Source organism: uncultured Lutibacter sp., assembly GCF_947493565.1.
GTDB classification, from domain to species: Bacteria; Bacteroidota; Bacteroidia; order Flavobacteriales; family Flavobacteriaceae; genus Lutibacter; species Lutibacter aestuarii.
Genome location: NZ_CANLRG010000004.1, coordinates 247,900 through 263,226 on the forward strand (window position 1 = coordinate 247,900; position 15,327 = coordinate 263,226).

11 protein-coding genes and 1 riboswitch are annotated in these 15,327 nt (G+C 31.1%); all 11 genes read right to left on the reverse strand.

What is annotated here, in order from left to right; all coding sequences use genetic code 11:
* Nucleotides 1–28: 28 nt before the first annotated feature.
* A complete protein-coding gene (gene metH, locus Q0714_RS06705) occupies nucleotides 29–2,710 on the reverse strand; it encodes a methionine synthase (protein WP_298263690.1) in 2,682 nt (893 codons plus the stop codon).
* On the reverse strand, nucleotides 2,707–3,699 hold the full coding sequence (locus tag Q0714_RS06710; RefSeq protein ID WP_298263691.1) for a homocysteine S-methyltransferase family protein: 993 nt from the start codon (nucleotides 3,697–3,699) through the stop codon (nucleotides 2,707–2,709). Before Q0714_RS06710 ends, metH begins: the two co-directional genes overlap by 4 nt.
* A 66-nt stretch (nucleotides 3,700–3,765) precedes the next feature.
* Nucleotides 3,766–3,872: riboswitch (SAM riboswitch) on the reverse strand.
* 75 nt (nucleotides 3,873–3,947) lie between these two features.
* Entirely contained in the window at nucleotides 3,948–4,529 is a 582-nt protein-coding gene (locus tag Q0714_RS06715; RefSeq protein WP_298263692.1) for a bifunctional precorrin-2 dehydrogenase/sirohydrochlorin ferrochelatase, read from the reverse strand.
* Between the two features lie 11 nt (nucleotides 4,530–4,540).
* The gene (cobA, locus tag Q0714_RS06720) at nucleotides 4,541–5,311 is read right to left on the reverse strand and encodes a uroporphyrinogen-III C-methyltransferase (protein WP_298263694.1); all 771 of its coding nucleotides are present in this window, start codon (nucleotides 5,309–5,311) and stop codon (nucleotides 4,541–4,543) included.
* Nucleotides 5,298–7,391, reverse strand: a complete 2,094-nt coding sequence (locus Q0714_RS06725) for a nitrite/sulfite reductase (RefSeq protein WP_298263696.1) — start codon at nucleotides 7,389–7,391, stop codon at nucleotides 5,298–5,300. The genes cobA and Q0714_RS06725 overlap by 14 nt, the downstream gene beginning before the upstream one ends.
* A gap of 98 nt (nucleotides 7,392–7,489) precedes the next feature.
* Nucleotides 7,490–8,737: a GTP-binding protein gene (locus tag Q0714_RS06730; RefSeq protein ID WP_298263698.1), complete on the reverse strand. Its 1,248-nt coding sequence runs from the start codon at nucleotides 8,735–8,737 to the stop codon at nucleotides 7,490–7,492.
* A gap of 19 nt (nucleotides 8,738–8,756) precedes the next feature.
* On the reverse strand, nucleotides 8,757–9,656 hold the full coding sequence (cysD, locus tag Q0714_RS06735) for a sulfate adenylyltransferase subunit CysD (protein WP_298263700.1): 900 nt from the start codon (nucleotides 9,654–9,656) through the stop codon (nucleotides 8,757–8,759).
* A gap of 10 nt (nucleotides 9,657–9,666) precedes the next feature.
* A complete protein-coding gene (locus Q0714_RS06740; RefSeq protein WP_298263701.1) occupies nucleotides 9,667–10,284 on the reverse strand; it encodes a phosphoadenosine phosphosulfate reductase family protein in 618 nt (205 codons plus the stop codon).
* Complete coding sequence (locus Q0714_RS06745) at nucleotides 10,281–10,550, reverse strand: DUF2061 domain-containing protein (RefSeq protein WP_298263703.1); 270 nt, start codon at nucleotides 10,548–10,550, stop codon at nucleotides 10,281–10,283. The genes Q0714_RS06740 and Q0714_RS06745 overlap by 4 nt, the downstream gene beginning before the upstream one ends.
* Nucleotides 10,551–10,673: 123 nt before the next feature.
* Entirely contained in the window at nucleotides 10,674–11,843 is a 1,170-nt protein-coding gene (locus Q0714_RS06750) for an aminotransferase class I/II-fold pyridoxal phosphate-dependent enzyme (RefSeq protein WP_298263704.1), read from the reverse strand.
* An 18-nt stretch (nucleotides 11,844–11,861) separates the two neighbouring features.
* The gene (gene thrA, locus Q0714_RS06755) at nucleotides 11,862–15,251 is read right to left on the reverse strand and encodes a bifunctional aspartate kinase/homoserine dehydrogenase I (protein ID WP_298263706.1); all 3,390 of its coding nucleotides are present in this window, start codon (nucleotides 15,249–15,251) and stop codon (nucleotides 11,862–11,864) included.
* Nucleotides 15,252–15,327 lie beyond the last annotated feature (76 nt).

Consider the following 15,327-nt stretch of genomic DNA (forward strand, 5'->3'; position numbering starts at 1 on the left):
TTTATTTAAAAAAATCTTTCACCCTAATTTATTCGGCTAAATTTGGACTCAACCATCTTTTTGCGACTTCAAAATCCATTTTCTTACGAATGGCAAAATCTTTTACTTGTTCTTGTGTAATTTTACCTAATCCAAAATATTTTGCTTGATCACTGGCAAAGTAATATCCTGAAACCGATGCCGCTGGCCACATAGCCAAACTATCTGTTAATTCAACACCAATGGCTTCTTTCACATTTAGCAGTTGCCAAATAGTTGTTTTTTCATTATGATCTGGACAAGCTGGATATCCTGGGGCTGGACGAATTCCTACATAATTTTCTTTGATTAATTCTTCATTTGACAGTTGTTCATTTTTAGCATATCCCCAATATTTGATTCTTACTTTTTCATGCAAATATTCTGCAAACGCTTCAGCCAATCTATCTGCTAAAGCTTTAATCATAATAGAATTATAATCGTCATGATTCTTTTCAAATTCTGCAGCCAATTCTGCAGTTCCAAACCCAGTTGAAACACAAAAACTACCAATATAATCTTTGATATTGGTTTCTTTAGGCGCTATAAAATCGGACAACGCTATTGAAGGAATGCCTTCTTTCTTTTTTAATTGCTGACGTAATGTGAATATAGTTGTTTTCACCTTATTTCTATCTTCATCTTTATATACTTCAATATCATCAATACACGAGTTAGCAGGAAAAATTCCAAATACCGCTTTCGCTTTAAGCAATTTTTGATCTATTACTTTTTGAAGTAATTCTTTAGCATCTTTAAATAAGTTAGTAGCTTCTTTACCTACAACTTTATCAGTTAAAATAGCTGGGTATTTTCCATGCAATTCCCAGCTTCTAAAAAAGGGACTCCAATCAATATATGCTAACAATTTATTTAATTCGAAATCTTCTATTGTTTTAGTTCCTATAAAACTTGGAACAGCAATATTCGAGGTATTCCAATCTATTTTAAATTTATTTTTTCGAGCTTCATCTAAAGATAAGTATTCTTTTTTACTAGCTCTGCTCAAAAAACCTTCACGAACTTTAACATAATCGGCTTTTATATCTCCAATATATTTTTGATTGATTCTATTATTTAATAAATCTCCTACCACAGTTACAGCACGAGAAGCATCATTTACATGAACTACAGCATTGGAATATTGCGTATCTATTTTTACAGCAGTATGTGCTTTTGAGGTAGTCGCTCCTCCAATTAATAATGGAACTTTGAATTTTAGCCGTTCCATTTCTTTTGCTAAAAAAGCCATTTCATCTAAACTTGGGGTAATTAAACCGCTTAAACCTATTACATCTACATTTTCAGATTTTGCAGTTTCAATAATTTTGTCGGGAGCCACCATAACACCTAAATCAACTATATCATAATTATTACAACCCAAAACAACACCCACTATATTTTTTCCTATATCATGGACATCTCCTTTTACTGTTGCTAATAAAATTTTTCCATTGGCTTTACTTACTTCTCCTTTTTCAGCTTCAATATAAGGAAGTAAGTAGGCAACCGCTTTTTTCATTACCCTAGCTGACTTTACAACTTGAGGCAAAAACATTTTTCCAGAGCCAAATAAATCACCAACTACATTCATACCAATCATTAAATTTCCTTCAATAACTTCAATTGGTTTTGCAACTTGTTGTCTAGCTTCTTCAATATCTTCAATTATAAATTCATCCAGCCCTTTTACTAAGGCATGGGTAATTCTGTCTTGTAATGTTTTTTCACGCCAAGACAAATCTACTTTCTGTTCTTTAGCAGTTCCTTTTACAGTTTCTGCAAAATTTAATAAACGTTCTGTGGCATCTTCTCTTCTATTTAAAATAACATCTTCAACATATTCCAACAAGTCTTTAGGAATTTCATCATAAACTTCTAACATTGTTGGGTTTACTATTCCCATATTCATTCCAGCTTTGATTGCATAATACAAAAACACCGAATGCATTGCCTCGCGAACAACATTATTTCCTCTAAAAGAAAATGAAACATTACTAACTCCTCCACTTACACTTACATTTGGTAAATTTTTACGTACCCAACGAGTAGCTTCAATAAAATCGATGGCATTTAATTTATGCTCATCCATTCCTGTTGCAACTGGAAAAATATTTAAATCGAAAATAATATCTTCAGAAGGAAAGTTAACTTTGTTTACCAAGATATCGTATGATCGTTTTGCTATTTCTATTCTTCTATCATAAGTATCTGCTTGACCAATTTCATCAAAAGCCATAATAATTACAGCCGCACCATAACGTTTTATAAGCTTTGCTTGATGTATAAATTGTGCTTCACCTTCTTTTAAACTAATTGAATTTACTACACATTTACCTTGAGCCACTTGCAAACCCGCTTCAATAATTTCCCATTTAGAACTATCAATCATGATAGGTACACGTGCAATATCTGGTTCTGCTGCAATTAGGTTCATAAAGCGCACCATAGAATCTTTTCCATCAATCAACCCATCATCCATATTGATGTCTATAATTTGCGCTCCTCCTTCAACTTGATGACGTGCAATTGCTAAAGCCTCGTCAAATTTTTCTTCTTTAATTAATCGTAAAAATTTACGAGAGCCTGCTACATTGGTACGTTCTCCTACATTAATAAAGTTACTATCTGGAGTAATAATCAAAGGCTCTAAACCTGATAATTTTAAGTATTTTTTAGTTTCATTCATCATACAACATACCTTGGTTTATAATTTTCTACTAAATTGGAAATTGCTTTTATATGTGCTGGTGTTGTTCCACAACAACCTCCAATAATATTTACCAAACTTTTATCTAAATATTCTTTAATTTGAGCAGCCATTTCCTCTGGTGTTTCATCATATTCTCCAAAAGCATTTGGCAAACCAGCATTTGGATGCGCTGAAATTCCTATGTTAGATTTTTGAGCCAGAACTTCTAAATGAGGTGTTAATTGCTTTGCCCCTAACGCACAATTAAAACCTATAGAAACTAATGGAATATGTTCAACTGAAATTAAAAATGCTTCAGCTGTTTGTCCAGACAAAGTTCTTCCACTTGCATCCGTAATAGTTCCGCTCAACATAATAGGTATTTCCATCTCTCTTTCTTCTTTTACTTCCTCTATAGCAAACAATGCAGCCTTGGCATTAAGTGTATCAAAAACTGTTTCAACCAATAATACATCGGCACCCCCATCAATTAAAGCCTCAACTTGTTGTTTATAAGCTTTTCTTAAATCTTCAAAAGTAACCGCTCTAAACCCTGGATCATTTACATCAGGTGACATACTTGCGGTTCTATTTGTTGGTCCAATTGAACCTGCTACAAAACGTGGCTTTAATGGATTTTTTAAAGTAAATTCTTCAGCGATTTCTTTGGCAATTTTAGCTGATTGATAATTGAGTTCGTACACATATTCTTCCATTCCATAATCTGCCATGGCAATAGTTGTACTTGAAAAGGTATTGGTCTCTATAATATCAGCTCCTGCTTCTAAATATTTTTTATGAATTTCTTTAATAGCTTGTGGCTGCGTTATAGAAAGCATATCATTATTCCCTTTTACTGAAATATGATACTCTTTAAATTGTTCGCCTCTATAGTCTTCTTCAGAAAATTTATATTGCTGAATCATGGTTCCCATGGCACCATCAAGTACTAAAATTCTATGCTGTAGTATGTTTTTAAATTCTTCCATCGTAAATAATTACCATAAATTGTAGATTATTATTAAAAAAGAAGAAGTTACTTTGTGAAGTATTCTTAGTTATCTTCCCACAAATGTATGCGGTAGAATGTAGCACCTTCTTTAACAATAAAGGGTTGCTAAGGCTTCATCAGGTCTATTCCCTCTGCCTTTCTTAATAACAATTTCAGTTTATTTATGAACTTTTGTGCAAATAAACGGCTTATTCCTTTTATTTACAAATGATTTTAAAATTTTATCTATTTTGACAACAAATTCTTAGTTAATTCATTTAATTGCAAAACCTTAGTAGAAAAATCAGCTTTCAAAGTATTTCTATATACATTTAAATTTTTTGCTAAATTATCAATCTCATTAGGAATCACACTCTCTAAAAACTGACGCAATCTTTTGGCCAATGTTGGCGATTGCCCATTGGTTGAAATTGCAATTTTAACAGCTCCTTTGGTTACAATTCCTCCCATATAAAAATCACAATACGGTGGGTTATCAGCAACATTGACCAATAAATTTTTAGCCTTACAATGCTGATATGCTTTGGTGTTTACCTTTAAAGAATTTGTACAAATAATCACCAAGTGTTTATCTTTTAAAAAAGACTTTTTATAAGAACTTTTTATAAGTTCCACATGATGTTTTTTAGATAATTCAATTAATTCAGGCGCAAAAGTTAAAGATACCATAGTTACCTTAGCATTCGGGCTCGATTTTAACAAAAAAGTTAATTTTTCTAACCCAACATTACCTCCTCCAATAATTAACACTTGAAGTTCAGACACTTTTAAAAAAACTGGATACAATTCGTTATGTTTTGCACTCATTATTATTCCTTTTATGCAGGTAAATAAGTAAACTCTTCATAAAATGAGCGTAGCTTTACACTTTCTTTTACCACTTCACCAACAATAATAATAGCTGGTGATGATAGTTTTTTTTGCTCAACCACCTCTTGAATTGAATTTATGGTACCTACTCCTATTTTTTCATTACTAGTTGTTCCATTTTGAATAATTGCAGTTGGAATATCTCCTTTACCATACTTTCTAAATATGGGAACAATCTTAGCAAGTTTACTCATTCCCATTAAAATAACTACCGTAGCTGTAGATTGAGCTGCCAAATAGATATCTTTAGATAATTTATTATCTGAAGTGGTTCCAGTAATTACCCAAAAGCTCTCAGAAACACCTCTTTTGGTTAATGCTATTCCTGCGCTTGCAGGAACTGCCATAGATGAGGAAATACCTGAAATTATTTCTGTTTCTATCCCAAAAGAAGTTAAATAATCTATTTCTTCACCACCTCTTCCAAAAATAAATGGATCTCCTCCTTTTAATCTTACAACATTGCCGTATTCAAAAGCATTTTCCAACATTAATTTATGAATTTCTTCTTGTGAAAAACTATGTATTCCTTTACGCTTTCCTACAAAAATTTTTTTAGCTGTTACTGAAACATAGCTCAATAAATCACGATTAACTAAAGCATCATAAAGCACTACTTTTGCGTTTTTTAATGCATTTACTCCTTTAACAGTAATTAAATCTGGATCACCAGGTCCTGCACCAATTAAAGTTACTTTTGGTTTTTTATTGTTTTTCATTGGTAAAAGTTTTAGCTCTAAATTCACTTACTTTTTCATAAAATAAAATAGCATCATTTAAATAGTTTTTTGCAAAATGTGTAGTAGGTGCATTGTTTTTAATTTGGTAAACTAATTGAGAAAATGTTTGCCCCAAATCAATACTTTTACCAAAAACCTCTTCGAATTGAGTTATAATTCCTGCTTGTGTATTTGTTTTTTTTCCTTCAGTTATCAACAAAGCTTTAGCTGTATTTACCAAACTTGTGTAAGAATAATATATACTATCGGAAAATTGAAGGAGTTTTAAAGATTCCTTTGCATTTTCTAATTTTTCTTTGCTTTCAAATAATAAAGTAGCTACTAAATCTATCACTACACCTGCACATTCTCCCACACCTACGGCTTTTATATAAGGGTTATCACTCCCCCAATCTACAAAATCACTTTCTTTTAAATTTGAACTATCTGCCAAAGGTTTTAATAAATTATAAAAATAAATTTCACCATTTCTATCGTAATACTCTAAAAATGACTCTTTTTCAATTTTATTTGATTTATAATCATTTAAAATAAACCTTAAAGCATTAGGTCCTCTTTTACTCGGAATTTTAATTACTTTATTGGCAACTCTACCTTTCCCATTTCCTAAAACTCCTCCACCTAATAAAACTTGCAATGCTGGTGCTACCAAATTTCCATACTTTATTGTCATTCCTTGAAATCCAATATGCGCCATAGAATGCTGACCACAAGAGTTCATGCAACCACTAATTTTTATAGCAATTTCTTTGTTTTTAAGATATTGAGGAAACTCATTTTTCAACACCTTTTCCAATTCTGTTGTAATTCCAGTACTACTTGCAATTCCTAGATTACACGTATCGGTTCCAGGACAAGATGTGATATCAACTGTAGAATTGTAACCCACCTCTGTAAAACCTAATTTGGACAGTTCTACATAAAAATAAGGAAGAAGTTCATTTTTAACATGGCGAATTAAAATATTTTGGCGCAAGGTTAATCGCAACTCATTGGCTGCATATTTTTTAATTAAATCTGCTAATAAACGAGCTTTATTAGTGTAAAAATCACCTAAAGGAATCTTGATTCCAATTGCTGAAAACCCCTGTTGTTTTTGAGAAATTACATTGATTGATTTCCATAGTTCAAAGGCTTCTTTATCTTCAATAACTACTTTTGGAGCTTTTAACTTTGAAATTGTTGGTACGCTCCCATATTTGGAGGCATCAATTTTATAAACCGAATAAGAAAGTGCTTTTTTTTCTTCAATTACCAATTTTAAAAAGGCTTTTAAACCAATTTCTTTAACTAAAAATTTAAGTCGTGCTCTTGCTCTTTTTACTCGTTCTCCATGCCTATCGAAAACTCTTAAAATTGCTTCTGTTAAAGGGATTATTTTTTCTTCTGAAATAAATTCAAATAAGGTATCAGCCAAACGTGCTTGTGAGCCTAACCCTCCAGCTAACATTACTTTAAATCCTTTTTTTCCATCTTTAATTTTAGCAATAAAACCCAAATCGTGCATAAAACTTAACGCAGTATCTTCATCTGTTCCTGAAAATGAAATTTTAAACTTTCTCCCCATTTCTTGACAAATTGGATTTCTTAAAAAGAATTCAAAAACAGCATGTGCATACGGAGAAACATCAAAAGGCTCATTAATATCAATTCCTGCAGTTTCAGAAGCAGTTACATTTCTAACGGTATTTCCGCAGGCCTCTCGTAGTGTAATATCATCTTTTTCTAACTGCGACCAAAGTTCAGGCGTTCTGTCTAAACTCACATGATGAATTTGAATATCCTGACGTGTAGTGATATGCAATCTACCACGAGAATATTCATCGGAAACCTCACAAATTCTGTGTAATTGTTCGCTCGTTAATTTTCCATAAGGTAATTTGATACGAATCATTTGTACTCCAAACTGACGTTGCCCATAAACACCTCTTGCCAAACGTAAACTTCTAAAACGTTCTTCGTCAATTTTTCCTTCGTAATAAAGTTTAATTTTTTTTTCGAGGTCAATAATATCCCTCTCGACGATCGGATTTTCGATCTCGCTTCTAAAACTTTGCATAATGTTAGATTTTTTTAGTTAGTGGTAGTATGCTCCTAGTTCATAAAAAATTATGAATTTAATTAATTATATATATTATTGATTTTTAGCTACTTATATTATTCGATAAATCCAACCCCAACGGTATTGTTTGATTGAGGATCTATTAAAATAAAAGCTCCATTTGTTCTATGTTCTTTAAATGAATCGAAAAATATAGGTTTGTTTAATTGAAATGACACTGATGCAATATCATTCATTTCTAAATTTGAAACATTGGTTTCTACACCAGAAAAATCTGTTTCAATTTTATTAAGTATTGCTGTTACTTTGGCTAATACTTTATTTACTCCATGCTGTAAAACATATTTTGATCCTGACACCAGTTGTTTGGCATCCATCCAAGAGATTGTTGCTGTAAATCGTTTGTCAATTTTAGGGAGTTCTGTTGCTTTTACAATCATATCTCCTCTACTTACATTTACATCATTTTCTAAAGTTACAGAAATCGAAGATCTTCTTGAGGCACTCTCGTATTTTTGATCGTTAAAATAAATTTCTTTTACCTTGGTTTTTGTTTCCGAAGGCAAAACTACCACTTCATCTCCCACTTGAATATCTCCTCCATATACTTTACCTGCGTAACCTCTAAAATCATGAAATTCTTCTGTTTTAGGTCGTATCACATATTGTACAGGGAAACGCATTTTTCCATTATTGTAAATATCATCAGTATCTAAATTTTCTAAATGAGAAATTAAAGTTTCTCCTTGATACCAAGACATTACATCCGATTTTTCTACAACATTATCTCCTTTTAAAGCACTTACAGGGATGAATGTTATGTTTTGATCTTCATAATCACTTTTTTCAACTAATTTTTGAAAATCATCTTTTATTTCATTGTAACGATCTTCAGAAAAATTAACTAAATCCATTTTATTAATGGCCACAATTACATCTTTTATTCTTAATAAGTTGTTAATGAAAAAATGACGATAGGTTTGTTCTATAACACCGTGTCTAGCATCAATTAAAATAATGGCTGCCTGTGAAGTTGAAGCTCCAGTAACCATATTTCTAGTATATTCTACATGACCAGGAGTATCTGCTATAATATAACTTCTGGTATTTGTTGAAAAATAAATATGAGCTACGTCAATTGTAATTCCTTGTTCTCGTTCTGCAACCAAACCATCTGTAGCTAAAGAAAAATCTAAATAATCATATCCCTTTTGTTTACTACTACGTTCAATTGCTTCTAATTTATCGTCTGTAAGTGATTTGGTATCGTATAATAACCTTCCAATTAAGGTACTTTTACCATCATCTACACTTCCTGCTGTTGCTATTTTTAATACTTCCATTTTTTACCTTTATTGTTTGTTAAAAATACCCTTGTTGTTTACGTTTTTCCATTGCTGCTTCTGATCTTTTATCATCAATTCTAGCACCTCGTTCTGAGATACTTGAATCTCGTATTTCTGCCACCACTTCACTAATTGTTGTGGCGTAAGAATCTACAGCAGCAGTACAACTCATATCGCCAACGGTTCTAAAACGTACCATTCGTTCTTCAACCTCTTCTTCTTCATCTTTATATACATGTTCTGAAGCTGACCAAATTAGCCCATCCCTAACAAAAATATCTCTTTTATGAGCAAAATAGATTGAAGGAATTTCTAAGTCTTCATTTTCAATATAAGTCCAAACATCTAACTCTGTCCAGTTTGAAATTGGAAAAACACGTACATTTTGCCCTAAATCTATATTACCATTTAACATATCAAATAGTTCTGGTCGTTGATTTTTTTCATCCCATTGGCCAAAATCATCACGTACTGAAAAAATACGTTCTTTTGCCCTTGCTTTTTCTTCGTCTCTTCTTGCACCACCTATACAAGCATCAAATTTAAGTTCTTCTATGGCATCTAAAAGCGTAGTTGTTTGCAACATATTTCTACTTGAATACCTTCCGGTTTCTTCTTTTACCTTGCCTTGATCTATAGAGTCTTGAACATGTCTAACGATTAACTCAACACCTAATTCTTCTACTAATTTATCACGAAACTCTATAGTTTCTGGAAAATTATGACCTGTATCAATATGCATTAAAGGAAAAGGTATTTTAGCTGGGTAAAATGCCTTTTGGGCTAACCTTACTAAAGTAATGGAGTCTTTTCCTCCTGAAAATAGTAATACTGGTCTTTCAAATTGTGCTGCAACTTCTCTAAAAATATAAATTGCTTCGTTTTCAAGTGCATTAATGTGTAATTTCTCTGTCATTTTATAATTTTTATGAATGCAAACCACATTCTCGGTTTTCTAAAACTTTTGTTGGATCGAAATATTTGAATTCATTTGGTAAATTTCGTTCCTTCAAATAGGTATCTAATTCTTCATCTGTCCAATGATAAAAAGGACTTACTTTTAATAACCCATCTTTACTTTTTGATACAATATCAATACTATCCCTAAAAGCTGTCTGTCCTTTTCTTAAATTGGTAAACCAAACATCTGGTCGATGTTCTTTCATAGCTCTATTAAAAGGCTCTAACTTAACTTGTTCTGTAAACAATATATGTAATGGATCATTAACTTGAGGAATTCCAATAGTAGCGTCTCTATGAGCTGCTGTTTGCTTTGGAACGTATAATTTGATGTTTAAACTTAAAGAGTCTATCAATTCATTTGCATGTTTGTAAGTTTGTGGTGTATTGTAACCAGTATCGCACCAAATTACTTTTAAGTCTTTTTTCACCTGGGTGCACGCATGTAAAATTACCACCTCATACGGTCTAAAGTTTGTGGTTACTAAAGGGTTTTGGGCTATACTTAAAGCCCAAGAAATTATTTCTTCAGGTGATTTATGTTGTAATTCTTTATTAATTTTTTTTAAGTCTAAATCTTTCATTTTTTTCCCCATTTTATTAAATTCCATATTCGTTCATGAAAAAAGTATAATATCATTTTTGTAACTACTTCAATCAAACCTATTGATAATGCCAAAGTAATTTTACCTGTTATTAGCCAAGAAATTAAAATGGTATCTATAGTTCCAACAATTCTCCAACTAATAGCTTTAACCAAACTTCGAGAAGCTTTTTCAGAATTTTTTATTTTATCAAATTCCTTACTATTTTTGGTTTTACTTGATGTATAAATTTGATCAATTATCATTTTTTTGTTTATGCTGTTTTCTTTTGCCAAAAGTACATATTTTTTTATTATCCTACCAAATCGATAGACTTTTAGATTAAAAAATATATTCTATTGAAATATCTTTAACATATTTTATGTTTTTTAACTATTTAACGCTTGATTTATATCTTTAATAATATCATTTACATGTTCTAATCCAACAGAAATCCTTACCAAACCAGGAGTTATTCCTGCCGCTAATTGTTCCTCTTCAGAAAGTTTACTATGAGTTGTTGAAGCTGGGTGGGTTACAATGGTTCTTGTATCACCCAAATTGGCTGATAAAGAACACATTTTAATGCTATTTAAAAATTGCTTACCTTTTTCTAAACCTCCTTTAACCTCAACGGCTACAATATTTCCTCCCAATTTCATTTGTTTTTGTGCAATTTTAAATTGGGGATGTGATTTTAAAAACGGATATTTTACAGTTGAAATTTTTGAATGATTTTCAAGAAATTCTGCTAATTTCAAAGCATTTTCACAATGTTTTTCTACTCGAACCGCTAAAGTTTCTAAACTTTTAGACAAAATCCAAGCATTGAAAGGCGAAAGTGCTGGACCTGTATTGCGTGAAAACAAGTATATTTCTTTAATTAAATCAGATTTACCAACTACTATTCCACCTAACACACGTCCTTGTCCATCCATTAATTTAGTAGCAGAATGAATCACCAAATCTGCACCAAATTTAATAGGTTGCTGTATATATGGTGTCGCAAAACAATTATCAATCACTAATAAAAGATTGTACTTTTTTGCTATTGCTCCTAATAACTCAAGGTCTATTATATCAACTCCAGGATTTGTAGGAGACTCTGCATACAAAATTTTAGTTGAAGGTTTTATCAAATTTTCTATTTCAGCTAGATTATGAATATCAAAATAAGAAGTTTCAATATTCCATTTAGGAAAATACTTTGTAAATAACGTATGTGTTGATCCAAAAATTGATAGAGCTGATACAATATGATCTCCACTATTTAACAATGCAGCAAAAGTTGAAAAAACAGCGGCCATTCCTGTAGCAAATGCATACCCATCTTCAGCTCCCTCCATCTGCACTACTTTGTCAACAAACTCTGATGTATTTGGATTGCTAAAACGAGAATAAATATTTCGTTGTTTTTCTTCACTAAAAGAAGCACGCATATCTTCAGCATCTTCAAAAATAAAACTTGAAGTTACATACAAAGGGGTAGTATGCTCTTGATATTGAGAACGTTCTAATTGTTTTCTAATAGCACCTGTTTCAAAATTTTTCTCACTCATTTTTTGTCCTTTTCTAATTTAATTCTTTTCTGCTAGTCTTAATATATCTCCAAAAACACCTCGTGCGGTTACTGCAGAACCTGCTCCAGCTCCTTGAATAACAATTGGTTTTTCTCCATACGATTCAGTAAATATTTCAAAAATTGCATCTGCTCCTTTAATTTGACCTAAAGAACTGTTGGCTGGTACAGAAACTAATTTTACTTCTAAATTTCCTTTATCTTCTTGTAAATTACCAGACAAATCTCCAATATATCTTAACACATGGTTCTTATCTTGCTCTAATTTTACTTTTTCATAATAAGGGTTTAACTCCTTTAATCTTGTTAAAAATTCAGCTGAGGAACCTTCTCTCAAATTCTCTGGAATTAAATTTTGGATTTTAATATCTTCAAACTCATTTTTCAAATCTAATTCTCGAGCTAAAATCAATAATTTTCTAGCCACATCATTTCCGCATAAATCCTCTCTTGGGTCGGGCTCAGTAAAACCACTATCAATTGCCTTTTGTAAAACATCGCTAAACTGCTTGTTTTCTTCTGAATAGGTATTGAATAAAAAACTTAAAGAGCCTGAAAACACTCCTCTTATTCTTGTAATATTTTCACCAGAGTCATGTAATAATTTAATAGTATCAATTAATGGTAGACCCGCTCCTACATTTGTTTCATATAAATATGATTTTTTATTTTCTTGCAGTTTTTTTCTCAACTCTTTATAAAATGTATAGCTTAATGTATTGGCAATTTTGTTTGATGAAATTAAATCAAAACCATTTTCAACCAACTTTATATAATGTTCAACAAAAGAACTACTTGCAGTATTATCTATGGCAATTAAGTTTTCTAAATGATTTTTTTCTGCAAAATCTATGATATTTTGAACCGAACTGTTAACCTCACTTTGCTCTAAATCTAAAGCCCAATTTTGGGTAACCCCATTTTTGTTTAAAATAGCTTTTGATGAGTTTACAACAGCAAAAATATTTAGATTGATGTTTTTTCTTTTTAAAATATTTTCTCTGCTTTTTATAACTTGATTGATTAAAGTTCCTCCCACTAATCCTTTTCCAAAAATAGCGATGTTGATATTTTTGGAAACTCCAAAAATTTCACCGTGAATTACATTTACTGCTTTATGTAAATCGGATTGATTAACAACCAAACATACATTTTCACCAGTAACTGTATTGTTAATTAATATTGGAGTGATATGATTTTTTATCAACGCGCTATAAGGTTGATTAAAAGAATGTAAACTTTGTCCGATTATTGAAATAACAGACACTTTTTCAGTTACATAAATTTGACTAATATCTTTAGTTAAAAATTCGTTTTTAAATTCTTTCTCTAAAACAGTTTTAGCTTTATAACCATTTTTGACATCTACTATAAACCCAATACCTCTTTCAGAAGAGCCTTGTGAAATAATACTAACACTAATATTTTCATTTGCTAAAGCGGTAAATATTCTACCATCAACACCTACTTTTCCTAACAAACCTCTACCTATCAAGTTTACCAAAGCCACATCTTGCTCTACAGATAATGATTTAATACCTCCTTTTTCAGTTTCAGAACCAATTAATGTTCCTTCGCTATCCTCATTAAACGTATTTAAAATACGTAATGGAATATTCTTTTCAATTAAAGGAATAATAGTTTTGGCATGTAAAATATTGGCTCCAAAATTCGCCATCTCGTTCGCCTCCTGATATGTTAATTTTTCTATTTTTTTAGAATTCTCAACCAAATCTGGATTTGCTGTAAAAATACCATCTACATGTGTGTAATTTTGAAATTCTTCAGCATTTAAAAAATTAGCAATTAATGACGCTGTATAATTACTTCCATTTCTACCTAAAGTGGTGGTTTCACCATCTAAATTTGAACCAATAAAACCAGTAACAATTTGTGTAACTTCTTTTGATTGATTTTTAAAATACTCAATTACATTTTCTTCAGAAATGCTTTCAAAAGGTTGCGCCTTTCCAAATTGATTGTTTGTTTTAATAAGTGTTCTGGTATCAACTAAATTTGCTTGTATCCCTTTTTTAGTTAACAAGTGAGCGATTAGTTTTCCTGATAAAATTTCTCCTTGAGAAAGTACCTGATCTTTAACTTTAGGACTGTAATCTCCTAATAAATTTACCCCTCTAAAAATTTCATCTAACAATTGAAACTCTTTCGAAAAATCAGCACTTTCATCAATCTCAGTCTGATATTTTTTTAACTCTTCAAATTCTGAAGTATAAGGCAATCCGTTTTTAGCTTTTTCTAAAATAGACTCTAAATGATCTGTGGTTTTACCTCTAGCAGAAACTACCACTACAATGTTTTCATTGTTTTTTATTTTATTTGAAATGATGGCTAATGTGCTTTCTAAGCCTTTTCCATTTGCTAAAGATTTACCTCCAAATTTTATTACTTTCATTGCTTTTCTTTTAGAACTTTTGTTAAATATTGGTTCTATTATTTTACCTAGTTGTTTGTATTCTATTAAAAATGCATCATGTCCATGTACCGAGTTAATTTCATTATAAGTAACATTAGGATGCGTAAGTGCTAATTGTTTATGGGTTTCTTTGTTCTCTTCAGCTGTAAAAAACAAATCAGAATCAACACCAATAATATGAATCGTAGCTTTAATACTATCTAAAACTTGTTCACTTCTGTCTTTAGTTACATCAATTGTTTTTAATAATTGATTCATTAACTTATAGGCTGATAATTGAAATCGTTCCTGTAATTTTTTACCATGATGCAACAACCAACTTTCAACATTAAAAATTTTCAACTCTTCATTTTTAGAACGTTGAAACCGTTCTTTAAAAGACTCTGGTGTTCTGTAACATAACATTGCATGCATACGAGCGTCGTGAACTGGATTGCTTGAGTTGGTTAAAAATTGCTCTTGAATTTGACAATTTGCAATTAACCAATCGGTTGATTTCCAATCGGTGGCTATTACAATTAAATGTTCTGTAATAGCTGGGTTTAAAACTGCCATTTCCCAAGCTATTCCACCTCCTAAAGAACCTCCTATTAAAGCAAAAAGACGTTTAACATTTAATTGTTTCAAACCCAATAAAAATATATTAGCTATATCTCTAGCCTCAAAGTCTTTATAATTTTCAATTACAAAACCATCATAACCATTTCCAGGTATATTGAATGCTAAAATTGTGTATAAATTAGTATCGATTACCTTGTTGTCTCCCACCAAATTACTCCACCATCCACTTTTACCTGCAACATTACTGTTACCAGTAAGCGCATGGTTTACCAAAACTACTGGAGCGGTATGTAGCTTTTTCCCAAATATTTGGTAAGACAGTTTTAATTCAGAATAGCAATCTCTTTTTTCCGAATTAAAATTTTGTATGGTTATGTGTTTTAAATTACTCATCAATAATTATTTATTTTAGCAAACTTTTGCTAATTATTTGATTAATTATTGTTAAGAAAAAATGCAGAAAATTACT

What these genes read in the sequence shown, in the direction of transcription:
- metH (WP_298263690.1), bottom strand. Translation starts at nt 2,710, where the DNA reads ATGATGAATGAAACTAAAAAATACTTAAAATTATCAGGTTTAGAGCCT.
- Q0714_RS06710 (WP_298263691.1), bottom strand. Translation starts at nt 3,699, where the DNA reads ATGGAAGAATTTAAAAACATACTACAGCATAGAATTTTAGTACTTGAT.
- Q0714_RS06715 (WP_298263692.1), bottom strand. Translation starts at nt 4,529, where the DNA reads ATGAGTGCAAAACATAACGAATTGTATCCAGTTTTTTTAAAAGTGTCT.
- cobA (WP_298263694.1), bottom strand. Translation starts at nt 5,311, where the DNA reads ATGAAAAACAATAAAAAACCAAAAGTAACTTTAATTGGTGCAGGACCT.
- Q0714_RS06725 (WP_298263696.1), bottom strand. Translation starts at nt 7,391, where the DNA reads ATGCAAAGTTTTAGAAGCGAGATCGAAAATCCGATCGTCGAGAGGGAT.
- Q0714_RS06730 (WP_298263698.1), bottom strand. Translation starts at nt 8,737, where the DNA reads ATGGAAGTATTAAAAATAGCAACAGCAGGAAGTGTAGATGATGGTAAA.
- cysD (WP_298263700.1), bottom strand. Translation starts at nt 9,656, where the DNA reads ATGACAGAGAAATTACACATTAATGCACTTGAAAACGAAGCAATTTAT.
- Q0714_RS06740 (WP_298263701.1), bottom strand. Translation starts at nt 10,284, where the DNA reads ATGAAAGATTTAGACTTAAAAAAAATTAATAAAGAATTACAACATAAA.
- Q0714_RS06745 (WP_298263703.1), bottom strand. Translation starts at nt 10,550, where the DNA reads ATGATAATTGATCAAATTTATACATCAAGTAAAACCAAAAATAGTAAG.
- Q0714_RS06750 (WP_298263704.1), bottom strand. Translation starts at nt 11,843, where the DNA reads ATGAGTGAGAAAAATTTTGAAACAGGTGCTATTAGAAAACAATTAGAA.
- thrA (WP_298263706.1), bottom strand. Translation starts at nt 15,251, where the DNA reads ATGAGTAATTTAAAACACATAACCATACAAAATTTTAATTCGGAAAAA.